This is a genomic window from Variovorax sp. OV329, from assembly GCF_900114785.1.
In the GTDB taxonomy this organism is placed as follows: Bacteria; Pseudomonadota; Gammaproteobacteria; order Burkholderiales; family Burkholderiaceae_C; genus Variovorax.
Genome location: NZ_FOUG01000016.1, coordinates 81,364 through 108,170, shown reverse-complemented (window position 1 = coordinate 108,170; position 26,807 = coordinate 81,364). Strand labels below are relative to the sequence as shown.

Here is a 26,807-nt window from a genome sequence, read left to right as displayed (position 1 = left end):
CAGCGGGGATTCTAGGAGGGCCTACATACCCGGTCAAGAATAAGCGAATTATATGTCATTACAAAAAGTAGCTTTGAATCGGTCTGCAAAGGACTATGAATCGAAGGTCAAAGCGCCATTGAAAACGCAACTTGCAATGCGTTCGCAGCGCGCCTAACCTACAGATGCCTGAATGGTTCAGGCGCTCGCCAAGGTCCGGCGGCCAAGGGAATCCTCAACCCGCGGCCCTGCGGTCAAGGCCCAAGCGGTGGCAATCTCTTGCCACCAGCACGAGCGGGACGATCCACTTCCGCTCGAGCGAACAGATGGCATGAGCCTGGGGCCCGCCATCGAGCCCGGTTGCAAGACGTCACGTCGTGCCACCGGGCTTTCTTCATTCCACTTTGCATTTGCGGCACACTCGCCGGCGATGAATGCTGTCACGCTGAGAAACAACAAGTGGGTGCGGCGAGCGGTGATCGCCCTGGCAGTGCTCCTCGCCTTGTGGGCCATCGCCTGGGCGGCGGTGCCGCCTATCCTGAAAAGCCAGGTGCAGAAGATCGCCAGCGAGAAGCTCGGTCGGCAGGTGACCATCGGAAAGGTCGATTTCAAGCCCTGGACCCTGGAACTCGCGGTGGACGACCTGCGCATCGCCAGCGCCGACGGCACCCATTCGCAGGTCGACGTCGGCCGCATCTACGTCGACGCTGAACTGCAGTCGATCCTGCGGCTGGCGCCGGTGATCGATGCGGTCACCGTCGAGCGCCCCAGGCTCAAGGTGGTGCGTAACAAGGACGGAAGCTACGACTTCGACGACATCGTCAAGCGCCTGGCCAGCCAGCCTGAGAAGCCCAAGGGCGATCCGGCGCGCTTTGCCATCTACAACATCCAGCTCACCGGCGGCGAGATCGACCTGGACGACCAGGCCATCGGCCCCAAGCACGAGGTGCGCGACATCACCCTGGGCGTGCCCTTCCTGAGCAGCTTCGCCTCGCAGCGCGACGTCAAGGTCGAGCCCAAGCTGGCCTTCAAGCTCAATGGCAGCACTTTCGATTCCGACGCCCAGGCCACGCCCTTTGCCGAGATGCGCGCTGCCGATGGCCGCTTGCAGATCCACGAGCTCGACCTGGCGCCCTTCCTGCCCTATGCGCCGCGCGACCAGATCGCGAAGGTGTCCGGCGGCAAGCTCAGCGCCGACCTGAAGGTGGACTTCAAGCAGGGCACGCAGGAGGGCCTGAGCCTGAGCGGCACGGTGGAGCTCAAGAGCATCGGCGTGGTGGACGCCCGGAACAAGGACCTGCTGGGCTTCGAGTCGCTCAAGGTGGTGATGGCCGACGTGCGGCCGCTGCAGGGCATGGTTCACCTGAGCGAGGTCGCGCTGCAGGCGCCCAAGGTGGCGATCACCCGCAACGCGCAGGGGCGCCTGAACATCCAGCCGGTGGACCCGGCCGAGAGCGCCGGCAAGCCGGCAGAGATGTCCCGCCCCGCCGTCGAGGCGGCCAAGGGCGCGGCCGAGAAGCTGGCCTGGAAGGTCCAGGTGGACAAGGTGGGCCTGCAGGCCGGCCAGGCGGTCTGGCGCGACGAGACCCTGTCGCCGGCCGCCGCGCTGGAACTGGGCCAGTTGCAGATGGAGGCCCAGAACGTCTTCTGGCCGATGGACAAGCCGGCCACCTTCAGCGGCTCCACGCAGCTGGGCGGCGGCGGCATCCAGTTCAAGGGCGAGGGCACGGCCAAGGCGGCCAAGGTGCAGGCCGAGCTCAAGCAGCTTCCCATCTCGCTGGGCGGCGCCTACCTGGCCCAGCAGCTGGTGCCCACGGTGGACGGCAAGGTGAGCGGGCAGGCCGAGATCAGCTGGAACCAGCCCGACCTGAACGTTCACGTGAAGCAGTTCAGCATCGACGGGCTGGCCCTGGCCCAGGGCAAGACTTCGCTGGCGAGCGTGGGCCGCGTGGAGCTGGGCGACGCCAGGGTCGACCTGGCCAAGCGCACGGTGGAGGTGGCCAATCTCAGCCTCAGCAAGCCGCAGTTCAAGGTGGAGCGCGGCAGCGACAAGACCTGGATGTACGAGGGCTGGCGCAAGACGCCCGCCGCGCCCGCGGCCAATGGCGGGGCTGCCGCCAGCGCCAAGGCCGCCGAGGGCAACGGTGGTGCACAAGGCAAGCCCTGGCAGGTGTCGCTGGGCAACCTTTCCATCGACGGCGGCGTGGTCGGCTTCGTCGACAAGGCCAACGAGAAGACCCCGGTCGAGGTGGAGGTCAACAACTTCAGCCTGAAGATGCAGCAGCTGGCGCTGGACGGCGCCAAGCCTTCGCCCATCGAGGTGTCGGGCCGGATCTCCTCGGGCCGGCGCGCCGATCCGGGCCGCTTCTCCTATAAAGGCAAGGTGGCGCTCAAGCCGGTGCTGGCCACCGACGGCAAGGTCGACCTGAATGCGCTGCCGGTGCATGCCTTCAAGGCCTACTTCGCCGACCAGGCGCCCAACGTGGACCTGCGCCGCTTCTATTTGAACTACCGCGGGGACGTCCGGTACACGGCCGATCCGGCCGGGCCCAAGGTCAGCCTCGCCGGCGACACGGCGCTGGAAGACGTGCGAGTCAACAGCGCCCTGCTGGCACCCGGCGGGGCCGGCGCCCGAGCAGACGAGCGGGGTGCCAGCCGCCTGCTGTCCTGGAAGTCGCTGAGCCTGCGCGGCGTCAAGTTCGACATGGTGCCCAAGTCGCCCTTCAGCCTGGACGTGCGCGAGACCACGCTCACCGACCTGTTCGCCCGCCTGGTCATCGACGAGTCCGGCACCCTGCACCTGCAGGACCTGGCCAGCCGCCAGCCCATCGACATCGGCAAGCCGGTGGCCGCCAATGCCCAGGGCCAGCCGGCGGCCGAGGGTGCCGCCCAGCCGCCGCAGACCCGCAAGCGCCTGTTCGGCCGCGGCACGGTCACCCAGTCGAACCAGCCCGTCACGCCGAAGCAGGGGCCGGCGCCACCGGCGGAGGCGATGGTGGGTAGCGAACAGTCCGCGGCTGCCCCGCAGGCCGCTGCGCCAGCGGCCCCCGCACCAGCGGACACGGGCCCGAAACCGACGATCAACTTCGGCCCCATCTCGCTGGTCAATGCCCGCATCGACTTCAACGACCGCTTCGTCAAGCCCAACTACTCGGCCGACCTGAGCGAGCTGACCGGCAAGCTCAGCGCCTTCTCGTCCAAGCCGGTGGACGGCAAGACGCAACTGGCCGACCTGGAGCTGCGCGGAAAGGCGCAGCAGACCGCGGCGCTGGAAATCGTCGGCAAGCTCAACCCGCTGGCCAAGCCGCTGGAACTGGACATCACCGCCAAGATGCGCGACCTGGAGCTGGCGCCGCTGTCGCCGTACGCGGGCCGCTACGTGGGCTACGGCATCGAGCGCGGCAAGATGAGCGTGGACCTCAACTACAAGATCACGCCCGACGGGCGGCTCACCGCCACCAACAAGCTGGTGCTCAACCAGCTGACCTTCAGCGACCAGCAGGCGCCGGGGGCCGAGCGCACGCTGCCGGTTCGCTTCGCCATGGCGCTGCTGGCCGACCGCAACGGCGTGGTGGACATCGACCTGCCGGTCTCGGGCTCCATCAACGACCCGCAGTTCAGCGTCTGGCCGATCATCTGGAAGGGCATCGTCAACCTGATCGTGAAGGCGGTGACCTCGCCCGTGGCGCTGTTCACCGGCGGTGGCGGCGGCTCCGGCGGCGAGTCGAACACCATCGCTTTCGACGCCGGCCGCTCCGAACTCAACACCTCGGCCAAGGAAAGCCTGGACAAGGTGGCCAAGGCACTGGCCGAGCGACCGACCCTGCGCATGACGGTGATCGGCACCGCGGACCTGGAAAAGGAAAAGAGCGCCTACGAGCGCCAGCGCCTGCGCGAGCTCGCCCAGGCAGAGAAGCGCCGCGCCGCCGTGCGTGCGGGCAAGGACGCCGGCGAGGTCTCGCCGGTCACCGACGCCGAGTACCCCGACCTGATCACCGAGGTCTACAAGCGTGCCGACTTCAGCAAGCCGCGCAACATGGTCGGGCTGCAGAAAGGCCTGCCGCTCAAGGAGATGGAAGACCTGCTGATCTCCAACATGACGGTCAACGACGAGTCCATCCGCCAGCTGGCGGTGCAGCGAGGCGTGGTGGTGCGCGACTACCTTCTCGAGCAGAAATTGCCCGCCGAACGCCTGTTCCTGGGTGCGGTGCAGACCAAGGCCAGCGGGGCCGACTGGAAGCCTGGGGCAGAGCTGAAACTCGACGCGCGTTGAGTGCCGGCCCCGGGTGGGTCAAAATGGAGGGCTGCGCCGGAAATTCCGGCGCGTTTCCATTTGTAATTCAGAGATCCACAAGAAGACTTCTCGCTGTGACTTCATCCACTTCCAAGCCCCACGATATCCAGGCACTCGACGCACTCACGGGCGGCGCCTTCACTGCGCCCACGGCAGGCGAGCGCGCGCAGCGCGTGCGCGACTGGCTGGCGGCGAGCCCTGCGGCCGAGCAGTTGCAGGAAGTCTTCAAGGAGCTGAGCGGCCGCGACAAGGGCGCCGCGCGCCTGGTGCGCGAAAAGCTCGACGAACTGCGCCGCGCGCGCGACCAGGCTTCGATCGCCGCCGAGTGGGAGCAGAAGGCGCGCACGCTCCTGGAGCAGCCCAAGCTCAACATCGCCGATGCGCTGGCCTGGCAGCGTGATGCCGCCAAGGCAGGCGCGCCGCTGTCGCGCGAGCCGCTGGCCGGCGTCAAGACGCAACTGGCCGAGCGCGTGAAGGGCATCGAGGACCTGCAGCATCGCGCCCAGGTCCACCGCGAAGCCGCCGTGCTGCTGGCCCAGCGCTTCGAAGTGCTCTCCACCAAGGGCTGGCAGGACGCCCAGGCCGCCGGCGATTCGCTGGCCGCCGACGTCGAGAGCTGGAAGCAGCAGGCCGGCGAGATCAGCGCCGATGTCAACTGGGGCAGCCTCGACCCGCGCGTCGCGCCCCAGCTCGAAGCCTCCAAGGCGCAGCTGCTGGTGGTGTCCGATGCCTTCCAGGCCGCCTTGGCGCAGGCCGTGGCCGCCTCCACCGATGCGGCCGCGCCGCTGCCGCCGGTGCCCGTGTGGGCCGACGAGCTGCGCGCCGCCCGCGGCCTGCCGACCGAGGCAGAAGCCACCGCCGCGGCCAGCACCGCTGCCGCCAAGCCGGCCGCCCCGCGCGGCCCCAAGGTGGACCCGGCCGTGCGCGCCGCCGCCAACGAGGCGGTGAAGGCCGCCCTGGCCCGGCTGGAGCAGGAAACCGCAGAAGGCCACGGCAAGGGCAGTGCCGGCGCCGCCGCCGCGCTGCGCGCCGTGCTCAAGGACCATGGCCGCCTGGTCGAGCAGCCGCTGGAAGGCCAGGTGCATGCCGCCCTGGTCGCCGCGGGCGAGCTCGAGGGCTGGCAGCGCTGGAGCGCAGACAAGGTCCGCGAAGACCTGGTGGCCAAGGCCGAAGCGCTGCTCAAGCGCCCCGAAGGGCAGGCCCTGGGCGGCCGCAAGATGCAGGAAAGCCTGCGTGCCCTGCGCGACCAGTGGAAGAAGGCAGACCAGGGCGGCGTGCCGAACCACGCCCTGTGGAAGCGCTTCGACGAAGCCTGCAACGAGGCCCACAAGGTGGTCGAGGCCTGGCTGGAGAAGGTGCGCGCCGATGCGGCCGAGCACCGCGCCCATCGCCTGGCCCTCATCGAGGAAGTCAAGGCATGGGCCGCCGCGCACGCTGCCGACAGCGACCTGAAGGCGCACAACCGCGCCCTGCACCAGTTCGCCGACCGATGGCGCGATGCTGGCCACGTGGGCGAGAAGGTGTTTGCCGAGCTGCAGACGCAGTGGGCCGAGGCCTTCGGCGCCGCGCGTGCACCGTTGGAAGGCGCGCAAAAGGGCAGCATGGAACGCCGTCAGGCGCTGATTGCCGAAGCCGTGGCCCTGGGCGCTGCGCCCCAGCTGCGCATCGACGCGGTCAAGGCCTTGCAGCAGCGCTGGCAGGCCGAGGCACAAGGCGTGCCGCTGGACCGCCGCCAGGAACAGAAGCTGTGGGACGCCTTCCGCGCACCCATCGACGAAGCATTCAACCGCAAGACGGCCGAGCGCGAGAAAGCCAGCTCGGCCATGAGCGAGCACGACCGCCACGTGCTGATCGCATCGAAAGCCCTGGAGGCTGCCAATGCGACCGGCGACGCGCAGAAGATCCGCACCGCCATGGCCGACCTCGAAGCCGCCCTCCGCGGCGAGTTCAAGCCGGCGCCGGCCGACGGCCCGAACGTGGGTGCCACCGAGGTGGTCGCGCCCGGTCAGGCCGCAGCCGAGTTCTCCGAAAGCGCCGAGCTGGCGGGTGCGCCGTCCGAAGGCGGCGGCGAGAACACCCAGGCTGCCGCGCATCCCGAGCAGGCAGCGGACCATGACCTGACCTCGCCCGCCGATGGCGCCGACCCGTCGGCGCGATCCGATGCCGGCGAATCCGAAGCCGACGCGGCCGCCCCCGCGCCTGCGGCCGCTCCCGCACCCGCCCCGCGCAAGCCGGTGGTGGCCGTGCGCGGCGACGACCGTCCGGGCGCGAAGAAGGGCGGCGAGCCCGCACCTGGGGCGCGCGGACGCTTCGGAGACCGCCGCGACAGCCGTGGCCCGCAGCGTGATCCGCGCGGCGACCGCGGTGGTGACCGTGGCGATCGGGGAGATCGTGGTGGCCGCTTCGGCGGCGACGATCGGCCCGACCGCGGTCCGCGCCTGGGCGACGCGGCCTTCCGTGCCCAGCGCGAGTCGCTGGAGCACGCCCAGCAGGCGCTGCGCAAGCTCGCTGCGCAGGCGCATGGCGAAGCACTCACGCAGCTGATCGCTGCCTGGGAAAAGCGCGACGCGGCGCAAGTGCCGAGCGTGCAGGAACTGGGTCGCGCGATCTCGCCGGCCGTGCGTGGTGCGTGGCTTCAGTCGCTGGGCGCTTCGCCCTCCGGCGAGAAGGACGCGTCCGAATCGCTGCTGCGCCTGGAAATGGCCGCCGAGGTGCCGACGCCGGCCGAGGCGCTGGACGACCGGCGTGCGCTGCAGCTCAAGCTGCTGACGCGCCGTGGCGACCCGGCGCCGGCCCAGACCTGGGGCCAGGACGTGGGCAAGGTGCTGGCTGCTGCTCACGACACGACGGCCGCGCGCCGCCTGCAGTCGGCGCTCAAGTCGCTGCTGCGCAAGTAAGCGGGGGCGCGCGGTTCAGGCCGCGCGCTGCTTCAGGAAGAACTCGTCGAAGAGCCGCAGCAATGCAGGCTCTTCCTGCGCGAACTGCGCGCGGTTGACGAAGTAGGCCTCGCAGGCCACGGCAAAGAATTCCGAGATCGACTGCGCGCCGTAGTCGTCCAGCCAGGGCGCCTCGGCGCCGAAGCGCTCGGCCATGATGGTCTTCTCGCGGAAGGCCTCGTAGGCCTGCTCCATCACCGACATCCATGCCTCGCGCGCGCCGCGTGCGCCATCGCTGCCGTCAAAGCCCGGCGGCAGGGGCGGGCAGCCGTCGGCCGCGCCGTCGCGCAGGTCGATCTTGTGGGCGAACTCGTGGATCACCACGTTGTAGCCCTCGTCGCTGGTGACGCCGCTGGCCAGCACGTCCTGCCAGCTCAGCATCACCGGGCCGTGCTCCATCGCCTCGCCGGCCACCACTTCCTCGTACTCGTGCACCACGCCGGCTTCGTCGATCACGGAGCGCGGCGCGACCACTTCGGCCGGATGCACCACCACGCCGACGAAATCGTCGTACCAGTTCAGGCCGCCGGGCAGGTGCAGCAGTGGCAGCACCGCCTGCGCCGCGATGCTCAGCGCCACCTCGTCGGTGATGGCGAAGCCGTGGGCGCCGTGGAATTCCTTGTCGCGCAAGAATTCGGCCGCGAGCAGGCGCAGCCGCTCCACGTCGGCGGGCGGCCGCTCGGCCAGGAATGGGTAGCGGTTGAGCGTGGCCTGCCAGGCCGCATCGGGAATGGCGGGCAGGGATCGCAGCTTGCGCAGCCAGCGCAGCATGTGGCGCCGGGCCCTAGCGCAGGTCGACGCGCCGGGCGCCAGTGTTGGACAGGCACAGCACCTGGGCGCGTGGCGGATGGGCGTCCACGTCCCAGTCGCTGAGGACGATGCGTTGCAGGCCGTCGCCCAGGTCATGCACCGCGGGGCGGTGCGTGTGGCCGTGGATGAACACCTGCGAGCCCGCCTGCCGGAGCCAGTCGCGCGCGGCTGGGTTGTCGACGTCGGCCCAGACCATGTCGGGTTCGCGCTGGCGTGCCTCGCTCTGCGAGCGCACCGAGCGGGCGAGGGCGCGTCGCTGCTCCAGCGGCTGCGCGAGTACGGCCTGCTGCCATGCGGGCGAGCGCACCTGCTCGCGAAAGCGCAGGTATTCGGTGTCTTCCAGGCACAGCGCGTCGCCGTGGCTCAGCACCCACCGCTGCTGCATGAAGGCCAGCACGGTCGGATCGGCCAGCAGGGTGATGCCGGCGCGGCTTGCGAAGTCCTGACCCAGCAGGAAGTCGCGGTTGCCGTGCATGAAGAAGATGGGTCGCCGCGTGGCGGCTTCGCGCAGCAGCGCCGCGCATTGCGCCTCGAAGCCGGGCAGGGCGGCGGCGTCGTCGCCCACCCACACCTCGAAGAGGTCGCCCAGGATGAACAGGGCGTCGGCCGGCGTGGTCTGCAGGTAGCCGCGCCAGGCCTCGACCGTGGCCGGCCGGTCGGCCTGCAGGTGCAGGTCGGAAATGATGTCGACCGTGTGCCAGCCTTCGGGCGCCACCAGTTCCTGGAATGCGGGTGCTTGCTGCAGACTCATGGCAGGACCTGGAGGGCGCCCGGCCCCGTCATTCGGCGATGACGACGGCCTTCTCGAGCACCACGTCTTCCAGCGGCACGTCGTCGTGGAAGCCCTTGCGGCCGGTCTTGGTGCGCTCGATCTTGTCGACCACGTCGGTGCCCGAGATGACCTTGCCGAACACGGCGTAGCCCCAGCCTTGCGCTGTGGGCGCGGTGTGGTTCAGGAAGCCGTTGTTGGCCACGTTGATGAAGAACTGCGCAGTGGCCGAGTGGGGCGCATTGGTGCGCGCCATGGCGACGGTGTACTTGTCGTTCTTCAGGCCGTTGTTGGCCTCGTTCTCGATCTGCGCCTCGGTGGGCTTCTGGGTCATGCCCGGCTCGAAGCCGCCGCCCTGGGCCATGAAGCCGGGGATCACGCGGTGGAAGACGGTGCGGTCGTAGAAGCCGGCCTTCACGTAGGACAGGAAGTTGGCGACGGACTTGGGCGCCTTCTCGGCGTCCAGTTCGAGGGTGATCACGCCCTGGTTGGCGATATGCAGTTCGACTTGGGGTTTGTTGCTCATGAGTGGCTCCTGTTGAGTTACTTGGCGACCGTGGCCGACTGGATCACGACCGGGACGATGGGCACGTTCTGCATGCCGTTCTTGTTGCTGGTGGGCACGGCGCGGATCTTGTCGACCACGTCCTTGCCCGCAACCACCTTGCCGAACACGGTGTAGCCGTAGCCGTCGGGGTTGGGGGCGTTGAGCGAGTCGTTGTTCTTCACGTTGATGAAGAACTGCGAGGTGGCCGAATTGGGGTTGCCGGTGCGCGCCATGGCGATGGTGTAGCTGTCGTTCTTCAGGCCGTTGGAGGCCTCCAGCGGGATCGGCTCGCGCGTGGGCTTCTGCGACAGCTCATTGGTGAAGCCGCCGCCCTGGATCATGAAGCCGTCGATGACACGGTGGAAGACTGTGCCGTCGTAGTGCTTGTCCTTCACGTACTGGAGGAAGTTGGCCACCGTCTTGGGCGCCTTGTCGGGCGCGAGCTCGACCACGATGTCGCCCATGGAAGTGGTGAGCTTGACGCGCGGCGCCGCGGCGGGCGCTTGCGCAAGGGCGGTGCCCGCAAGCACGAGGCTGCAGGAGAAGGCCAGCATCAGGCGGCGAGCAAGGACGGGAGTGTTCAAGGCCAGGGCGTCTTTCTTCAGTCAGGTTGAACGAAAAGCGGCGTTGCCCGCAGGCAGCGTCAAGCTTGGAGCCTAACGCTGCGGCTGCGTTCCCGCTTCGGCGCCGGCTTCGGGCGCCGCGGGTGCGGCGGGTGGCGTGGCGCTGCGCCTGGGCGCGGCTGCCTTGGGCAGGAAGACCTCGCGCAGCAAAGCCAGCTTTGGGGCGGCGGTGGTGTTGCCTTTTTCCAGCTGCTGCGCGCGGCTGTAGGACTGGGCGGCCAGGCGCACGTACACGTCGCCCAGGTTCTCGTGCGCCGTGGCGTAGCCGGGGTTGCGCTGGATGGCCGTCTCCAGCGCGTTGCGCGCCTGCTCGAACTGGCTTTGTGCCGCATAGAGGGCGGCCAGGTTGTTGTAGGGCTCCGGCAGCTCCGGAAATTCCTGCGTCAGGGCGGTGAAAGCGGCGATCGCGTCGGCCTGCTTGCCCTGCTCGGTGAGGATCACGCCGCGCAGGAAGCGCATCTGCGGATCGCGCGGATTGCTGGCGATGTAGGCATCGGCCTTGGTCAGCGCCTCGGGGGCGCGGCCCTGCCGCAGCAGGGCGTTGACGTCGGTGTACTGGTCGGCGCGGGCGCTGCCGGCGCAGGCCAGGAAAATCGCGAACAGCGCCGCGAGGACGAACAGACGGGGAGGGTGGTGGCGTGTAGCTGCGACCTGCTGCATGGAGCCTCGGGATGGGGATCGGGCGCTCGCGGCAAGGCGTTGAACGACCCAAGAATGCATACGGCGAGGGCCGTTTATACTGCGGACCATTGTAGCCCAGGGGTCCCAGGCGACCCCTCTTGCCACGTCCCCCCTTTCCTGAAATAAAGCGTCCTTCGCCCAGGACAGACGTGCTGCGTGGGCGCCCCATTCAAAAGCGACGCCTTTTTCCGAATCCCATGAGTTTGCGCATCTACAACACGCTCACGCGTGCGTTGGAGGTCTTTTCGCCCTTGAGGCCCGGTGAAGTCCGCATGTACGTGTGCGGCATGACCGTCTACGACTACTGCCACCTGGGCCACGCGCGCTCGATGATCGCCTTCGACGTGGTGCAGCGCTGGCTCAAGGCGAGCGGCCTGCGCGTGAACTACGTGCGCAACATCACCGACGTGGACGACAAGATCATCAAGCGCGCGGTCGAGAACAAGGAAAGCATCCGCAGCCTCACCGACCGGATGATCGATGCGCTGCACGAGGATGCCGACGCGCTGGGCATCGAGCGGCCCACGCACGAGCCGCGCGCCACCGAGTACGTGCCGCAGATGCTCTCGATGATCGCCACGCTGGAGGACAAGGCCCTGGCCTACCGCTCGCCCAACGGCGACGTGAACTACGCGGTGCGCAAGTTCCCGGGCTACGGCAAGCTCTCGGGCAAGACGCTGGACGAACTGCATGCCGGCGAGCGCGTGGCCGTGCTCGATGGCAAGGACGACCCGCTCGACCCGGTGCTCTGGAAGAGCGCCAAGGAAAGCGAGCCCGAGGAAGTGAAGTGGCCCAGCGACTTCGGCCCAGGCCGTCCGGGCTGGCACATCGAGTGCTCGGCCATGGCCTGCGACCTGCTGGGCGAGACCTTCGACATCCACGGCGGCGGCGCCGACCTGCAGTTCCCGCACCACGAGAACGAGATCGCCCAGAGTGAAGGCGCCACCGGCAAGCCATTCGTGCGCACCTGGATGCACAACGGCTTCATCAACATCGACGACGAGAAGATGTCCAAGAGCCTGGGCAACTTCTTCCTGATCCGCGATGTGCTGAAGGTCTTCGACGCCGAGACCATCCGCTTCTTCGTGCTGCGCGCGCACTACCGCAGCCCGCTCAACTACAGCGACGTGCACCTGCAGGATGCGCGCGCTTCGCTCAAGCGCCTGTACACCGCGCTGCAGCGCGTGAAGCCGGCGCAGGCCGACATCGACTGGAACGAGCCGCACGCGGCCCGCTTCAAGGCGGCCATGGACGAGGACTTCGGCACGCCCGAGGCGGTGGCGGTGCTCTTCGAGCTGGCTGGCGCGGTGAACCGCGCGGCGAGCGACGAGGAAGCCGCGAAGCTGGCCGGCCTGATGCGCGCGCTGGGTGGCGTGCTGGGCATCCTGCAAAGCGATCCGGAAACCTTCCTGCGTGCCGGCGCCACCCTGGACGAAACCACCATCCTCGCCATGATCGAGCAGCGCGCCAGGGCCAAGGCCGAGAAGAACTTCGCCGAGGCCGACCGCATCCGCAAAGACCTGCTGGCGCAAGGCATCGAGCTCAAGGACTCGCCCACCGGCACCACCTGGACGGTCGCCAAGTGAGCACCGCTAGCGCCAACAAGGGCGCGGCGGCCAAGGCCCCGCCCGTCACCATCATCACGCCCGACTACTGGGACGAGGCCTGCAAGCACCTGGCCAAGAAGGACCGCGTGATGAAGCGGCTCATCCCGCAGTTCGGCGATGCCTGCCTGGAGTCGCGTGGCGATGCCTTCGTCACGCTGGCGCGCAGCATCGTGGGCCAGCAGATCTCGGTGAAGGCCGCGCAGTCGGTGTGGGAGCGCTTCGCCGACCTGCCGCGGCGCATGAACCCCGGCAGCGTGCTCAAGCTCAAGGTGGACGACATGCGCGCCGCCGGCCTTTCGGCGCGCAAGGTCGAGTACCTGGTGGACCTGGCGCTGCACTTCGACAACGGCCAGGTGCACGTCGATTCGTGGAAGGACATGGACGACGAGCAGATCATTGCCGAGCTGGTGGCCATCCGCGGCATCGGCCGCTGGACGGCCGAGATGTTCCTCATGTTCCACCTCATGCGGCCCAACGTGCTGCCGCTGGACGACGTGGGCCTGATCAACGGCATCAGCAAGAACTATTTCTCCGGCGATCCGGTCAGCCGCAGCGATGCCCGCGAGGTCGCCATGGCATGGGCACCCTACTGCAGCGTGGGGACTTGGTATATTTGGAGATCGCTCGAACCGGTGCCGGTCGCGTATTGAAGCCATTGGTTTGCAACGCGTGCCTGTCCCCGGCGAGACACAGAATTTGAATGGAGAAGACGTTGGCAAAACGAACCTTCCTCGACTTCGAGCAGCCCATCGCGGAGCTTGAATCCAAGATCGAAGAACTGCGCTACGTGCAGACCGAATCGGCAGTCGATATCTCTGAAGAAATCGACCAGCTGAGCAAGAAGAGCCTTCAGCTCACCAAGGACATTTATTCGGACCTGTCGCCCTGGCGGATCACCAAGATCGCCCGGCACCAGGAGCGGCCCTACACGCTGGACTACGTCAACGAGATCTTCACGGACTTCGTCGAGCTGCACGGCGACCGCCACTTCTCCGACGACCTGTCGATCGTGGGCGGGCTGGCGCGCTTCAACGGCACGCCCTGCATGGTGCTGGGCCACCAGAAGGGCCGCGACACCAAGGAGCGCACGGCGCGCAACTTCGGCATGAGCAAGCCCGAGGGCTACCGCAAGGCGCTGCGCCTGATGAAGACGGCCGAGAAGTTCAAGCTGCCGATCTTCACCTTCGTCGACACGCCGGGCGCCTATCCCGGCATCGACGCCGAAGAGCGTGGCCAGTCCGAGGCCATCGGCCGCAACATCTTCGAGATGGCGCAGCTGGAAGTGCCGGTCATCGTCACCATCATCGGCGAAGGCGGCTCCGGCGGCGCGCTGGCGATCTCGGTGGGCGACCAGGTGCTGATGCTGCAGTACTCGGTGTATTCGGTCATCAGCCCCGAGGGCTGCGCCTCCATCCTCTGGAAGACCGGCGAGAAGGCGCAGGAAGCGGCCGATGCCCTGGGCATCACCGCGCACCGGCTGAAGGCCCTGGGCCTGGTCGACAAGATCGTGAACGAGCCGGTGGGTGGGGCGCACCGCGACCACCGCCAGATGGCCGTGTTCCTCAAGCGCGCGCTCGGCGATGCCTATCGCCAGGTGGCCGACCTCAAGCCGCGCGAACTGCTGGACCGCCGCTACGAGCGCCTGCAGAGCTACGGGCGCTTCTCGGACACCCGCGCCGACGCCAAGTAAGACCGCTCAGCGCGCGGTGCCGGCCCGGCGCTGCGCGACGCGCGTCTTCAGGGCCGCGTACAGCTCGGGCGGCATCAGCTTGGCCGCCAGGCCCAGCAGCAGGGCGGCGACCACGCCGTCGTCGATCCAGCCCAGCACCGGAATCAGGTCGGACACGAGGTCGACCGGACTCAGTACGTAGAGCACCGCGGCCAGCACAGCCAGCTTCGCGCCCCTGGGCGTGCCCGGATGGCGCAGCATCGCCCAGGCCAGCGCGGCTTCCCGGCGCAGCGAGAACCAGAGGGTGGCGAGTTTCCACATGTGCATGACTCCTTCGGACGCCGGATGCCGGCCTGTGCCGCAGGTGGGACCGATCGGGGCCGATGCAAGTTCCCCGGCAGCCACGCGGCCCCACAATGCGCGCATGCATTCTGCTGCCCTCCGACGCACTGCGAGCCCATGCCAGCCCTGCCGGCATGGAGATGCGCCGTGACGTCCCTCGAGCAGGCGGTCGCGGCCTTCGAGCCCCGGCTGCCGGTGGCGGTGGCGCTGAGCGGCGGGGCCGACTCCACGGCCTTGCTGCTGGCTTGTACGCGCCGCTGGCCGGGCGAGCTTCGAGCCTTGCACGTGCACCACGGCCTGCAGGCCGCGGCGGATGATTTCGAGGCGCATTGCCGCGCGCTGTGCGGCCGGCTGTCGGTGCCGCTGATGGTGAAGCGCGTGGACGCCCGTCACGCCAGTGGCGAGAGCCCCGAGGATGCGGCGCGGCGTTCGCGCTACGCCGCACTGGCCGGGATGGCGGGCGAAGCGGGCGTGCAGGACATCGCGCTGGGCCACCACGCGGACGACCAGGTCGAGACGCTGCTGCTGGCGCTGTCGCGTGGCGCTGGACTCGCGGGGCTGTCTGCGATGCCGGCCCAGGCGCTGCGGGGCGGGCTGCGCTACCACCGGCCCCTTCTCCATTTGCCGGGCAGCGAGATCCGCGACTGGCTGCAAGGGCAGGGTGAAGCCTGGATCGAAGACCCCAGCAATGCGGATTCGCGCTACACCCGCAACCGCATCCGCGGCGTGGTGCTGCCCGCGCTGGAGCAGGCCTTCCCGCAGTTCCGCGCCACCTTCGCCCGCAGTGCCGCCCACGCGGCGCAGGCGCAGGCACTGCTCGTTGAACTCGCCGAGCAGGACCTGGCGGCCATCGACGTGCCTCCGGCCATCGAGGCCCTGCAACGCCTGTCGCGCCCCCGCCAGGCCAACGTGCTGCGGCATTGGCTGCTGCGCACGCACGGCTGCACGCCCAGCGCCGCGCAGCTCGAGGAACTGCTGGAGCAGATCGATGCCTGCCGCACGCGCGGCCACCGCCTGCACATCAAGGTGGGGGGCGGTTTCGTCCACCGCTCGGGGGCCGTGCTCGATTGGTACAATGACGGGCCCTCGCTCAAGCCCTTGCGCTGACCGCTGCCCCAGCGGAAACGTGTTCAGGAGCATGGCAGGTGCGCTGCCCCGGTGATCGTTTGCACGCGCGGCGGCATCCATTTCTCCTAGACACTCACCCATGGCATTGATCGTTCATAAATACGGCGGCACGTCGATGGGCTCGACCGAGCGCATCCGCAATGTCGCCAAACGCGTGGCCAAGTGGCACCGTGCCGGCCATCAGATGGTGGTGGTTCCCAGTGCCATGAGCGGCGAGACCAATCGCCTGCTCGGGCTGGCCAAGGAACTGGCACCTGCCCACTCCGACGCCGCCCACGGCCGCGAACTCGACATGCTGGCCGCCACCGGCGAGCAGGCTTCGTCCGCGCTGCTGGCCATCGCCCTGCAGGCCGAGGGCGTCGGCTCCGTCAGCTACGCCGGCTGGCAGGTGCAGGTGAAAACCGACAGCAGCTACACCAAGGCGCGCATCGAGAGCATCGACGACGAGCGCGTGCGCGCCGACCTCGATGCCGGCCGCGTGGTGGTCATCACCGGCTTCCAGGGCGTGGACGATGGCGGCAACATCACCACGCTGGGCCGTGGCGGCAGCGACACCTCGGCCGTGGCCGTGGCCGCGGCCCTCAAGGCCGACGAGTGCCTGATCTACACCGACGTCGATGGCGTCTACACCACCGACCCGCGCGTGGAGCCCGATGCCCGCCGCATGAAGACGGTGAGCTTCGAGGAAATGCTGGAAATGGCCAGCCTGGGCTCCAAGGTGCTGCAGATCCGCTCGGTGGAATTCGCCGGCAAGTACAAGGTGCCGCTGCGCGTGCTGTCCAGCTTCACGCCGTGGGACATCGATATCAAGGAAGAGGCCGTATCCGGCACGCTCATCACATTCGAGGAAGACGAAAACATGGAACAAGCCGTTGTCTCGGGCATCGCGTTCAATCGCGACGAAGCCAAGATCTCGGTGCTGGGCGTGCCTGACAAGCCCGGCATCGCCTTTCAGATCCTCGGTGCCGTGGCCGATGCCAACATCGAAGTCGACGTGATCATCCAGAACCTGAGCAAGGACGGGAAGACCGACTTCAGCTTCACGGTGCACCGCAACGACTACAGCAAGACTGTCGACCTGCTCAACGCCAAGGTGCTGCCCGAACTGGGTGCCGCCAAGGTCGAGGGCGACGCCAAGATCTGCAAGGTGAGCATCGTGGGCATCGGCATGCGCAGTCATGTGGGCGTGGCCAGCAAGATGTTCCGCGTGCTGAGCGAAGAGGGCATCAACATCCAGATGATTTCCACCAGCGAGATCAAGACCTCGGTGGTCATCGACGAGAAATACATGGAATTGGCCGTCCGCGCCCTTCACAAGGCCTTCGATCTGGACCAGGCGGCTTCCTAAGATGGCATAATGCTGTTCTTACGGAAACGTGACCGAGTGGCCGAAGGTGCTCCCCTGCTAAGGGAGTATGGGGTGTAGAGCCTCATCGAGGGTTCGAATCCCTCCGTTTCCGCCAACTACCCTAGAAGGGCGCCCTGAAACCAGGGCGCCCTTCTTTTTTTCAGCCTTGCTTTCACGCGTCCCAGGGGCCCGATTGGCAGGTTGCCGGCATTGCAGCCGTGCCCGGATCGGACTACAAACGGGGCGTCAGGACTGCAGGAGCACTGTCATGAATCCCTTGGCCTCCAGTCACGTCACCTGCATGCTGCCAGTGAAGGATCTGGATCGCGCACGCCGTTTCTACGAGGATGCGCTGGGACTGGAGCCGCTCGGCGCAAAGCCCGACGGCAAGTTCATCTACCAGTGCGGTGGGACCGAGCTGGCGCTCTTCCCGAAGCCAGAAGGCACGAAGGCCGAGCACACGGCAGTCAGCTTCCGCGTCGCACACATCGACGAGGCCGTGGCCGCGCTCGAAGGACGCGGTGTGCGCTTCGCCGACTACGACTTGCCGGGCCTGAAGACGGTCGATCACGTTTGCGTACTCGGTTCCGAGAAGGCAGCCTGGTTCGAAGATCCGGAGGGCAATATCCTGTGCCTGCACGAGGACCTGGCCTGACGCCAGCGGCGGGGCTCGACGGCTGAGCCCCTGCCAAAGCGTGAACGCAGCCGCATGGCCCCGCGGGCGCGCGCTCCTAGGCTGCAACCAGATCCAGGTTGATCGGACCCGGCAAGGCGCGCCTGCTCGCCGTGATGCTGGTGGAATAGGAGTGGCTGAACACCGTGCTGACCTCGATCCAGTCCCCGCGGGCCTCGGACGGCGTGAGCGTGAGCACGAGGTAGCCGCGCTTGCTGGTCTCCGCGAAGCGAAGGTCGGGCACCATCTTCAGGAAGGCGTCGGCCAGCAACGAGTTGGAGATCAGGGGCAGCCGCGTCTCGAAGCCGGGTGAACTCACGGATGGGGCTGCGAACTCCACCCCGACGCGCTGGCCACTTGCGTCGGTCAGGTTGGCGCCCCACATGTTGTGCGTGTCGCCAGCCAGCGAGATCAGGTTCTTGCTCTGGCTGCGTGCGGCCGCCAGCACCGCGTCGCGGGCAGCGGGGTAGCCGTCCCATGCATCCAGGTTGTACGGCGCGCGGCGCTGGGCCAGCAGGGCACGCTGCGAGTCGCTGCGAAGCGCCTCTGGCGTGGACAAGGCCAGTGTGTACTCGGCCAGGGTTTCCGGCGAGATCGAACTCGCGACGCTCAGCGGTACATGCATGCGAGCCATCAGCACCTGCTGCCCCAGCACCTGCCAGGTGGCGCCCGATGTGGCCATGCGCGCCCTCAGCCAGTCCAGCTGGGTGGTGCCCAGCAGCTGGCGGGTGGGTCCGTCGGCCAGGCCGCTGAGGTACTGGTCCAGCGTGACCTGCTGGTCGCGCCCGATCAGGCGCGTGTCCAGCATGTGCAGCGACGCCAGGTTGCCGAAGTCGAAGGACCTGTAGATCTTCAGGGGGTCGGCTGGGTCCGGAAGGCGTATGGGCAGCCATTCGTGATAGGCCTGCACCGCCGCCGCACGCCGCGCGACGAAGCTGCCTTCGCTGCCCTCGTCATGGTTCGCCGCGCCGCCCGACCAGGCGTTGTCGGCCAGGTCGTGGTCGTCCCAGACGGCGATCACCGGCACCTTCGCATGCATCGCGCGCAGGTCCGCGTCGCTGCGGTACTGCGCATGGCGGCGGCGGTAGTCCTCCAGCGTCAGGATCTCGTGCGAGGGCTGGGATTCGCGGTCGATGGCAAAGGCCAGCTGCGATGCATAGCCGATCACGCCGTACTCGTAGATGTAGTCGCCCAGGTGCAGGGCTGCGTCGATGTCGTCGCGCTTCGCGACTTCCGCGTAGACGTTGAAGTAGCCCGCCGGGAAGTTCGAGCAGGACAGCACCGCCAGCCGCAGCTGGGAGAGGCTGCCCACCGGCAGCGTCTTCGTGCGGCCTGTGGGCGAGGCCTGCGCGCCCAGGAAGAACCGGTAGAAGTAGGTGCTGGCCGGCTGCAGCCCCGTGACGTCGATCTTGACGGTGTAGTCCTGGTCCGGGCTGGTGGCCGCGTCGCCGCGCGCCACGATGGCGCCGAAGTTCGCGTCGCTCGCGACCTCCCATTTGAGGCTCAGCGCGCCCGGACTGGCGACGGTCACGCGCGTCCACAGGATCACGCGGTCGGACAGCGGGTCGCCGCTCGCGACGCCGTGCTGGAAGGTTTCGGAACCGCCGGCCGGAGGCCCTGCGCCATCATCGCCGCCGCCGCCGCCGCCGCACCCTGTGGTGCTGACCCCGGTGCCGACGAACATCGCATACAGGACCGCGCCCCGGATGAAGCCGCGGCGCGAGGGGCCCGACTCCGCCTGTGGGGGATTCGGCTGGGTGCCGTCAGGAATGGCCATGCTGCTCTCCCTAAGCGCCCAGCCCGTCAGCCGCGAAATGCTTGCTTTTGTCGTGTCGGAAGCTGAGGTCGATTAGACGGGGCGCGCCGGAAGGCTTTGTGTAGGCCCGCAATTCCAATTGCTGTCAGTGTTCGGCGATGGAAGGCTGTCGGGCTGAGATGCGCCGCGTTCAGGAAGGACGACCTGCATCGCTCGCGGTCGCCATGGTTTCGCCGCGTTTTGCGCGACGGATTGCACCGTTGATCTCTGCGCCGAAAATCAGCGTGGAGGCGCTGATGTACAGAAATACCAGTGTCGCCACGATGCCGGCGAAGCTGCCATAGATCAAGGTCAAGTTCCCTGCTGTGCGTAGCGTGTACGAAAGCGTGGCAGCGGCAGCCACCCACAGCGTTGCGCCAATCAGAGCGCCAGGCAGCACGGTGAGAAACCGCTGCCGCATATCCGGCAGCCACCCGTACAAGAGCGCATAAAGCACTGCCAAGGTCAGGAACGCCACGCCATAGCGGACGCTGCCGAGGAGCATCGGCAGGGTCCGGGGCCCTGGCTGTACGTTGTCCTCAAGGATCTGCCACACGTAGGGCATGACGACGACCGAGCTGAACGCAAGCAAGACGCCACCGCCCACGATGACCGTGAACACCGTAACCTTGATGCGCGCTTTCCAGAAAGGCAACCCTCGCCGGACACCGTAAGCACGATTCAGCGCGCTGCGCACGGCCTGCATGCCAGAAGAAGCCGTCCAGAGCGTGACCACTACACCGATGGTCAGCAAGGCTTGGTTGCGCTGAGCCAGGACCTGCTTGATCACCGGCTCCATCGCATCCCGCACCACCTGAGGCGCGTACCCCATCACGCGCTCCGCCAATGCTGCTGCGTCTCCCGGCTGCCCGATGAAGCCGGCTGCGGCCGAAGCCAGAATCAGAAGCGGGAACATCGCCAGCACCGATGAGAACGCAAGACTCCCTGCCTGATTGGCACTCTGGTGCAGGACATAGTTCCTCATCGCCAGCACCACGACCCGCAAGCCGGGTGTGACCAACACCACGCGACGTGTTCGGCGCCAAGCTTCGCCCAGCCCATGGAGGCAGCTCAGTCCTGTGCCATTGCCCACGCGTTCGGCGCGCGTCGGAGCAGTCACAGCGTCCCGCTGTGTCAAGCGCGTGCTCGGCCTCGTGCAGCGAACCGCATCAGGGTCATGATCAGTGCGCCGGTCGCCGCCGCGCCCAATGTCGCCTTCAGCGGGTTGGCGGCAACGTACTGCCTGCAGGCATTCGCCCCGTCTTCCATGCGCCCCGAGAGTCGAAGCATCTTTTCGTGCGTCGCATGAAGGCCTTCTGTTGCGTAGCCTTTTGCTGTGCGAACCGCCTGATGGGACAGATCGCGCGCGTCGTGCACCAGACCACTGGTGGTGTTTGCCGCCTCTGCTGCCAGATCCTTGAACTCTCGCGCGCTTGGACGGATCGACGCGGCGGCCTCCTGGACAATCCGCTTGCTTTCCCTGACGTAGCCTTGCGCGGCCTGTCCGGCATCGGTGGCTGCGCGTGCGCCTTCTGCGGCGAGCTCTGACGCGGATCTGGTGTCATTCGGATTCATGGTGACCTCCAATTTGATGTTGCCTGCCAAATGAAGCTTCTGGGTCAAGCAGGCAAAGTTTGCTCGCTCGGAATGCGCGAAGGCGCCATCCAAAGTAGAAGCATCTTGGCAGGGCCGTCCGACAAGAACTTTCTCACGCGCAATCCTGTCGTCGCCGCGAGCAAGGGGCGATTCACTACTGCCGCGCTGTTGCTGAGACTGCTTGAACCTACAGGCGCCATGCGCGCGGTCTGATAGCCCGGTCCTCCGATGGGGGAGATGCTGAACGCTGCCTGGGTAGTCCGCCTGGGCTTCACTGAGAGGACCGAAAAATGATTGGTGATTCCGCTATTTCCGGTGATGCGCTTTCCAACGACGACGTGGTCGATGTCTTGAATGACCTGCTGGAAATTACGCGTGACGGCGGTCACGGCTTCCTGGCTTGTGCCGAAGAGGTCGAGTCGTCATCCCTGAAGCAGGTCTTCGCCGGCCGGGCTGACTCGTGCCGCCAAGGCGAGCAGGAACTGATCGCATTGATTCAGCAGTACGGGGGCACGCCCGCGCAAGGTGGGACGGCCGCCGGTGCGCTGCATCGAGGCTGGGTGCACGTCAAAGGCACCGTCGGTGCCAACAGCGAGTTGTCGATTCTGGAATCCTGCGAGCGCGGAGAAGATGCAGCCGTGGCGCAGTACCGCAAGGCGCTCAAGCAGAACCTTCCGGCCGATGTGCGCATGGTGGTCCAACGCCAGGCCGACGGGGCGCAGCGCAACCACGATCAGATCCGCGATCTGCGCAACGCTGCTCGCGAGCAGAGGGCGTAGAACGCTCTTGCGACGGTGGACCGGGGCGACTTGGCTGCTCGCCTCGGCCGCCCGTCCTCGTCCGCCCCGTCAAGAATCTCAGGCTCGCGATCGGCTATGCGAGGCCCGGCGGAATTGCGGAGTCGCTCCGCTCACTTCCATTTGCTGGTCGTCAGCGCGCACAGCGCCATCATGGCCACCGCCACCGTGAACACCAGCACCACGCCCCACACATCGCCCATGGCCAGTTCGCTCATTGCGCGGCTCCCATAGGAAAGGTGAGCGCAGCGCGGCAGGCTGCGCCATGTGTTGCGACCCGGAGGATGGACTTGTTTCTCATTTGGATGATTGCCTTGAAGGGATGGGGTGGTTCATCCGATCTTCGCGGTCGCCAACTGAGCGGTAGGATGCAGATTTAGCGAATTTCCACCGTATCAGATGGTCGACGAAGCCCTCAGCCTCTACGAGCAGTTGGCCGATGACGTGGCGCTTGCCGTCAAGCAGGGCCTGCTCAAGGCAGGCGACCGGCTGCCCTCGGTACGGCAGACCTGCGAGCAGCGCGGCATCAGCGCCTCGACCGTGTTCCAGGCCTATGCCCTGCTGGAGGCCCGGGGCGTGATCGAGGCCCGGCCGCGCTCGGGCTACTACGTCCGGGCCGAGAAGCGGTCGCTGCGGCAGCTGTCCAAGCCGGCGACTCCGGCGCGCGAAGCCTCGGAGGTCGCCGTCAGCACGCTCGCCTTCGACATCCTGGAGTCCACGCGCGACCCGGCCGTCGTGCCACTGGGCTCGGCCTTTCCGTCGCCGCATCTCTTTCCGCTGGAAGAACTGGCGCGGGCGGGCGGGCGTGCCATGCGCAGCCTGCAGCCCGAGGGCGTCACGACCGGCCTGACCGTGGGGGACGAGCGCCTGCGGCTTGCGATCCTGCGCCGCTATGCCTTGCAGGGCATCACCCTGGCCGAGCCCGAGCTGGTCATCACCAACGGCGCGATGGAGGCGCTCAACCTGTGCCTGCAGGCGGTCACGCGCCCCGGGGACCTGGTCGTGGTCGAGTCACCGACCTTCTACGCAGCCCTCCAGGCGCTGGAGCGGCTCCATCTGCGCGTGGTCGAGGTGGCCACCGATCCCCGGGAAGGGGTCGTCCTGCAGGACCTGGAGCGCCTGCTGGAGCAGCACAAGGTGGCGGCGTGCTGGTTCATGCCGAACCTGCAGAACCCGCTGGGCGCCTCGATGCCCTCGAGGAACAAGCGCGAGCTGGTCGCCCTGCTGGCGCGTCGTGGCGTGCCGCTCATCGAGGACGATGTGTACGGCGAGCTCTACGCGGACGTGCGTCGCCCGCCTGCCGCCAAGTCCTTCGACGAGGCCGGCGATGTGCTGCACTGCTCGTCGTTCTCCAAGTGCCTGGCGCCCGGCTACCGGGTCGGCTGGGCGGCCGCGGGGCGACATGCAGGGCAGGTGCTGCGGCTGAAGATGATGACCTCGCTTGCCACCTCGATTCCTTCGCAGGTGGCCATCGCCGAATACCTGGACCAGGGCGGATACGACCGCCACCTGCGTCGGCTTCGGACCGCGCTGTCGCGCGAGCAGCGGCGCGTCCGCGGGCTGGTCCAGCGCCACTTCCCGCCGGGGACCCGCATCACGCTGCCATCGGGCGGCTACTTCCTCTGGCTCGAACTGCCCGCCGAGGTGGATGCGCTGGAACTGCACCATCGCGCCCGGCGCGCGGGCATCAGCACCGCGCCCGGCGTGCTGTTCTCGGCCGACCGGCGCTTCGTCCATCACCTGCGCCTGAACGCCGGGCACCCGGACGATCCGCGCGTGGACGACGCGATCCGGCAGCTGGGCCACATGGCCGCAGGCCTCGCGACGCGATGAGCCCGTGTCCGATCCCGGCCGCAAGAGCGTTGCGTGCTGCAGGGCTCGTCGTCGCCATGGCGTGTGCCGCTCTCGCAGCCGGTTGCGGCCAGGCGGTGGGTGAAGGGGAGCGCCTGGCAAGCGACAAGGGGTGCCTCCGGTGCCACGGCGTGCAGGGCAAATTCGTCGGCCCGGGATTTGAAGACATCGCGGCGCGCTATCGCGCCGATGCCACCGCCGGTGCCCGGCTGGACCAGAAGATTCGCGAGGGCAGCGTGGGCTCGTGGGGCCGCGTCATCATGCCCCGGCAGCCGCAGGTGAGCGAAGCGGAAGCACGCGATCTCGCAGACTGGATCCTCGCCCTGCCATCGACCCCCTGAACGGCGACGGGAGCGCCGATTGACAAGCGCAGGTCGCGCGCCTAAGATTTGAACGACTGTTTAAACCACCTGGTGAACGATGAAGCCAGACGCCTCGCCCCCCCGGTCCCGACCTCTCGCGTCGAAGCTGCACGACGGCGACGCGACGCAGACGCGCGAGCGCATCCTGGATGCGGCGTTCAGGCGCCTGGTGTCCGAAGGCTACGCGGCGCTGAGCGTGCGCGAGATCGCCAAGGACGCCGGCGTGAACCATGCGCTCATCAACTACCACTTCCGCACCAAGGACCAGCTGGTCATCGACGTGCTCGATGCCGCGAACCAGCGGCTGCTGGCCCGGCAGGCCTCGATGTACGCCGGCGACGAGGGCTTCGCGCAGAAGTGGGCCAGCGCGCGGCGCTTCTACCAGGAAGACCTGAAGTCCGGCTTCGTGCGGCTGCAGGCCGAGTTGTGGGCGGCCAGCCTGTCCAACGCCGGGCTGCGCGAGAAGTTCCTGCCGCGCCTGCTGGCCTGGAAGGAACTGGTGCTGGGTGCCGCGCGCGAGGCCATTGCCGCGCTGGAGGCCGACGGCACGAAGCTGCCACCGCCCTTCACGCCCGAGGTCATTGCCTGCTGGATCTCCGAGTTCTGGCTGGGCATGGAATTCGCCGACCTGCTGGGCGTGAAGGAAGAGCAGGCGCAGCACTGCGCGGCGCTGGACGCCGTGCAGTGGCTGCTCGAATCCCTCGACGCCAAGGCCGCCCGCGCCGCGCAGCCTGCGGCGCGAAGCAGGAGCCGGCGATGAACCAACCCGATCGCCCCTTGCCCGAGCGCCTGGCCCGCATGGCGGGCCCGCTGCCCGAGCCCGGCGCCGTGCCCGATGCCGCCGCTTCGCCCTACGAGACCGTGCAGCCGGTGCAGGAGGGCTTCATCGAGCGCGACGGCGTCAGGCTCTGGTACGCCACCTGGGGCGAGAGCGGCCCGTGGATCGCCTTTGCGCCGCCCTTCCAGATCGTGCACAGCCAGATGCTCAAGGGCACGGTGCCCTACCTGTCGCGGCACTTCCGCGTCATCACCATGGACGGCCGCGGCAACGGGCGCTCCGACCGCCCCGAGGGGCAGGCGGCCTACAGCTTCGATCACTTCCATGCCGACTTCGTCGCCGTGCTCGACGCGGTGGGCGTCGAGCGGGTCGCCCTGGTCGGCATCTCGGCCGCGGCACTGACCGTGCTGCGGCTGGCCGCCGAGCAGCCGCAACGCATCACGCACGTGGTCACGGCCGGGGGCTTTGCCGAGTCGCTCACCGACGACCCGAAGGTGGCGCAGCGCCTGGCCAAGGAAGCCGAGGCGATGCGCGGCGACTGGCCTGCCTACGTCGACTGGTTCATGGCCACCATCTTCAGCGAGCCGCACTCGACCAAGCCCTACGAGGACGGCGTGCACTACGCCTGGGCCACGCGTGCCCAGTGGCTGGCCTGGTGCCGCAACGCCTGGATGGGCAACGACGTGCGTGAACTGGCGCGCCGCGTGGCCTGCCCGACGCTGGTGATCCACGGCGACGAGGACGGCCGCGTTCCCTATGCCAAGGGTCGTGAGATCCACGCGCTGGTGCCCGGCTCGGACATGCTCACGATCGGCGGCGGCGGCCATGTCACGGCGGCGCGCGACCCGGTGGTCTTCAATCGCACGCTGCGCGAATTCATCGGCGGCACGGCGCGCCAGCGGACCTGGACGCGTGCCATGAAGCGGCCCCGCCGTGCGCTGTTCATCTCCAGCCCGATCGGCCTGGGCCACGTGCAGCGCGACCTGGCCATCGCGCGCGAGCTGCGCAAGCTGCAGCCGGACCTGGCGATCGACTGGTTCACCACCGACCCTGCCGCGGGCTACCTGGAGCGCGAGGGCGAGCACCTGCATCCGATCACCCGGCGCCTTGCGAACGAGAGCCGCCACTTCGAGCGCATGGCCGGCGAACACGACCTGTCGGCCTTCTTCGCGCTGCGCACCATGGACGAGGTCATGAATAGCAACTTCATGACCTTCCTCGACCTGGTCGAGTCGGAGCACTACGACATCGTGGTCGGCGACGAGGCGTGGGACGTGGACTACCACTACCACGAAAACCCGGAGCTCAAGCGCCAGCCCTACGTCTTCCTCACCGACTTCGTGGGCTGCCTGCCCATGGAGGAGGGCAACGAGCGCGAGGCGGTGCTGTGCGCCGACCGCAATGCCGACGACATCGAGCACGTGGCGCGCTACCCCTACCTGCGCGACGCGGCGATCTTCGTCGGCAACCGCGAGGACGTGACGGAACAAGCCTTCGGGCCCGGCCTGCCCGGCATCCGCGAGTGGACCGATCGCAACTTCTGCTACTGCGGCTACTGCCTGCCTTTCGATCCGGCCGCCTTGGCCGATACCCAGCGCCTTCGCGCGCGGCTCGGCTACCGCAGCGACGAGAAGATCGCCATTGCCGCAGTGGGTGGCACCGCCACCGGCCAGCACCTGCTGCAGCGAATCGCGCAGGCCTTCCCGCGCATGAAGCGCGAGTTGCCCGAGCTGCGGTTGATCCTCGTCACCGGCCCCCGGCTGTCCACCGACGCGTTCGAGCCGCAGCCCGGGCTGGAAGTGCGCCCCTATGTGCACAACCTGTTCGAACACCTGGCGTGCTGCGACCTGGCGCTGGTACAGGGCGGGCTGTCGACCACGATGGAGCTGGTGGCCACGCGCCGGCCCTTCCTGAGCTTTCCGCTGCAGCACCATTTCGAACAGTGCGTGCACGTGCGCCAGCGCCTGGCCAACTACGCCGCCGACCGCTCGATGGACTACACGGCGACGCTGGACCCGGACGCGCTGGCGCGCCGCGCGCTGGCCGCCATGCATGAACCCGTGCGCTACCGGCCGGTGGAAACCGACGGTGCGGCGCGCGCTGCCCTGCGCATTGCGCAGGTGCTCGAGAACCGCGGGTGGGCACGATGAAGCCGCGCAAGCCGCACGGCTGCGAAGTGCCGTAGCGCCCACGGCCCGGACCCGCGCCGGGCCAAGCCTGTC

Annotated in this window: 22 protein-coding genes and 1 tRNA gene; 14 read left to right on the top strand and 9 right to left on the bottom strand. The window is 68.0% G+C overall.

Annotated features, from left to right (window positions below):
- The first annotated feature begins 409 nt into the window (after positions 1-409).
- Complete coding sequence (locus tag BM345_RS22820; protein ID WP_093384082.1) at positions 410-4,252, top strand: DUF748 domain-containing protein; 3,843 nt, start codon at positions 410-412, stop codon at positions 4,250-4,252.
- 95 nt (positions 4,253-4,347) lie between these two features.
- Positions 4,348-7,170: a DUF349 domain-containing protein gene (locus BM345_RS22815; RefSeq protein WP_254789926.1), complete on the top strand. Its 2,823-nt coding sequence runs from the start codon at positions 4,348-4,350 to the stop codon at positions 7,168-7,170.
- A 15-nt stretch (positions 7,171-7,185) separates the two neighbouring features.
- On the opposite strand, the gene BM345_RS22810 is transcribed toward BM345_RS22815, so the two are convergent.
- The 5 genes from BM345_RS22810 to BM345_RS22790 all read right to left on the bottom strand — a co-directional run bounded on the left by BM345_RS22810 (position 7,186) and on the right by BM345_RS22790 (position 10,618).
- The gene (locus BM345_RS22810; RefSeq protein ID WP_093384078.1) at positions 7,186-7,980 is read right to left on the bottom strand and encodes a M90 family metallopeptidase; all 795 of its coding nucleotides are present in this window, start codon (positions 7,978-7,980) and stop codon (positions 7,186-7,188) included.
- A 13-nt stretch (positions 7,981-7,993) separates the two neighbouring features.
- A complete protein-coding gene (locus BM345_RS22805) occupies positions 7,994-8,770 on the bottom strand; it encodes a UDP-2,3-diacylglucosamine diphosphatase (protein WP_175545119.1) in 777 nt (258 codons plus the stop codon).
- 28 nt (positions 8,771-8,798) lie between these two features.
- Complete coding sequence (locus BM345_RS22800) at positions 8,799-9,314, bottom strand: peptidylprolyl isomerase (protein ID WP_093384075.1); 516 nt, start codon at positions 9,312-9,314, stop codon at positions 8,799-8,801.
- Positions 9,315-9,331: 17 nt separating this feature from the next.
- The gene (locus tag BM345_RS22795; RefSeq protein WP_093384073.1) at positions 9,332-9,889 is read right to left on the bottom strand and encodes a peptidylprolyl isomerase; all 558 of its coding nucleotides are present in this window, start codon (positions 9,887-9,889) and stop codon (positions 9,332-9,334) included.
- Between the two features lie 102 nt (positions 9,890-9,991).
- Positions 9,992-10,618: a tetratricopeptide repeat protein gene (locus BM345_RS22790; RefSeq protein ID WP_254789924.1), complete on the bottom strand. Its 627-nt coding sequence runs from the start codon at positions 10,616-10,618 to the stop codon at positions 9,992-9,994.
- 218 nt (positions 10,619-10,836) lie between these two features.
- On the opposite strand from BM345_RS22790, the gene cysS reads away from it, so the two are divergent.
- The 3 genes from cysS to BM345_RS22775 all read left to right on the top strand — a co-directional run bounded on the left by cysS (position 10,837) and on the right by BM345_RS22775 (position 13,936).
- A complete protein-coding gene (gene cysS / locus BM345_RS22785; RefSeq protein ID WP_093384068.1) occupies positions 10,837-12,225 on the top strand; it encodes a cysteine--tRNA ligase in 1,389 nt (462 codons plus the stop codon).
- Positions 12,226-12,275: 50 nt separating this feature from the next.
- A complete protein-coding gene (locus BM345_RS22780) occupies positions 12,276-12,896 on the top strand; it encodes a DNA-3-methyladenine glycosylase family protein (RefSeq protein ID WP_254789932.1) in 621 nt (206 codons plus the stop codon).
- 62 nt (positions 12,897-12,958) lie between these two features.
- Complete coding sequence (locus BM345_RS22775) at positions 12,959-13,936, top strand: acetyl-CoA carboxylase carboxyltransferase subunit alpha (RefSeq protein ID WP_093384065.1); 978 nt, start codon at positions 12,959-12,961, stop codon at positions 13,934-13,936.
- A gap of 6 nt (positions 13,937-13,942) precedes the next feature.
- Here BM345_RS22775 and BM345_RS22770 read toward each other — a convergent pair whose 3' ends face one another.
- A complete protein-coding gene (locus tag BM345_RS22770) occupies positions 13,943-14,236 on the bottom strand; it encodes a YkvA family protein (RefSeq protein ID WP_093384063.1) in 294 nt (97 codons plus the stop codon).
- A 168-nt stretch (positions 14,237-14,404) separates the two neighbouring features.
- Here BM345_RS22770 and tilS point away from each other — a divergent pair, with 168 nt between their 5' ends.
- From tilS to BM345_RS22750, 4 genes are all read left to right on the top strand, one after another.
- Positions 14,405-15,364 carry a tRNA lysidine(34) synthetase TilS gene (gene tilS, locus BM345_RS22765; RefSeq protein WP_254789922.1) on the top strand — a complete coding sequence of 320 codons (960 nt, stop codon included), beginning with the start codon at positions 14,405-14,407 and terminating at the stop codon, positions 15,362-15,364.
- A 100-nt stretch (positions 15,365-15,464) separates the two neighbouring features.
- Complete coding sequence (locus BM345_RS22760; protein WP_093384058.1) at positions 15,465-16,733, top strand: aspartate kinase; 1,269 nt, start codon at positions 15,465-15,467, stop codon at positions 16,731-16,733.
- Positions 16,734-16,755: 22 nt separating this feature from the next.
- Positions 16,756-16,848 (top strand) — tRNA-Ser (locus BM345_RS22755).
- 153 nt (positions 16,849-17,001) lie between these two features.
- On the top strand, positions 17,002-17,388 hold the full coding sequence (locus BM345_RS22750; RefSeq protein ID WP_093384055.1) for a VOC family protein: 387 nt from the start codon (positions 17,002-17,004) through the stop codon (positions 17,386-17,388).
- Between the two features lie 76 nt (positions 17,389-17,464).
- On the opposite strand, the gene BM345_RS22745 is transcribed toward BM345_RS22750, so the two are convergent.
- From BM345_RS22745 to BM345_RS22735, 3 genes are all read right to left on the bottom strand, one after another.
- Positions 17,465-19,183 carry an alkaline phosphatase D family protein gene (locus BM345_RS22745; RefSeq protein ID WP_093384053.1) on the bottom strand — a complete coding sequence of 573 codons (1,719 nt, stop codon included), beginning with the start codon at positions 19,181-19,183 and terminating at the stop codon, positions 17,465-17,467.
- A gap of 169 nt (positions 19,184-19,352) precedes the next feature.
- Positions 19,353-20,225, bottom strand: a complete 873-nt coding sequence (locus tag BM345_RS22740) for a YihY/virulence factor BrkB family protein (RefSeq protein WP_093384050.1) — start codon at positions 20,223-20,225, stop codon at positions 19,353-19,355.
- 110 nt (positions 20,226-20,335) lie between these two features.
- Positions 20,336-20,824, bottom strand: coding sequence for a hypothetical protein (locus BM345_RS22735; RefSeq protein ID WP_139237594.1), 489 nt, complete (start codon positions 20,822-20,824; stop codon positions 20,336-20,338).
- 263 nt (positions 20,825-21,087) lie between these two features.
- On the opposite strand from BM345_RS22735, the gene BM345_RS22730 reads away from it, so the two are divergent.
- The 5 genes from BM345_RS22730 (at position 21,088) to BM345_RS30255 (ending at position 26,735) form a co-directional block, all read left to right on the top strand.
- Entirely contained in the window at positions 21,088-21,576 is a 489-nt protein-coding gene (locus BM345_RS22730) for a ferritin-like domain-containing protein (RefSeq protein WP_093384045.1), read from the top strand.
- A 417-nt stretch (positions 21,577-21,993) separates the two neighbouring features.
- Positions 21,994-23,427, top strand: a complete 1,434-nt coding sequence (locus BM345_RS22725) for an aminotransferase-like domain-containing protein (RefSeq protein WP_093384042.1) — start codon at positions 21,994-21,996, stop codon at positions 23,425-23,427.
- Complete coding sequence (locus BM345_RS30645; protein WP_093384040.1) at positions 23,424-23,786, top strand: c-type cytochrome; 363 nt, start codon at positions 23,424-23,426, stop codon at positions 23,784-23,786. The genes BM345_RS22725 and BM345_RS30645 overlap by 4 nt, the downstream gene beginning before the upstream one ends.
- A 79-nt stretch (positions 23,787-23,865) precedes the next feature.
- Positions 23,866-24,567 (top strand): TetR/AcrR family transcriptional regulator, encoded by a 702-nt coding sequence (locus BM345_RS22715; RefSeq protein ID WP_093384037.1) that lies wholly within the window; start codon positions 23,866-23,868, stop codon positions 24,565-24,567.
- A complete protein-coding gene (locus BM345_RS30255; RefSeq protein ID WP_093384035.1) occupies positions 24,564-26,735 on the top strand; it encodes an alpha/beta fold hydrolase in 2,172 nt (723 codons plus the stop codon). The genes BM345_RS22715 and BM345_RS30255 overlap by 4 nt, the downstream gene beginning before the upstream one ends.
- The last annotated feature ends 72 nt before the right edge of the window (positions 26,736-26,807 follow it).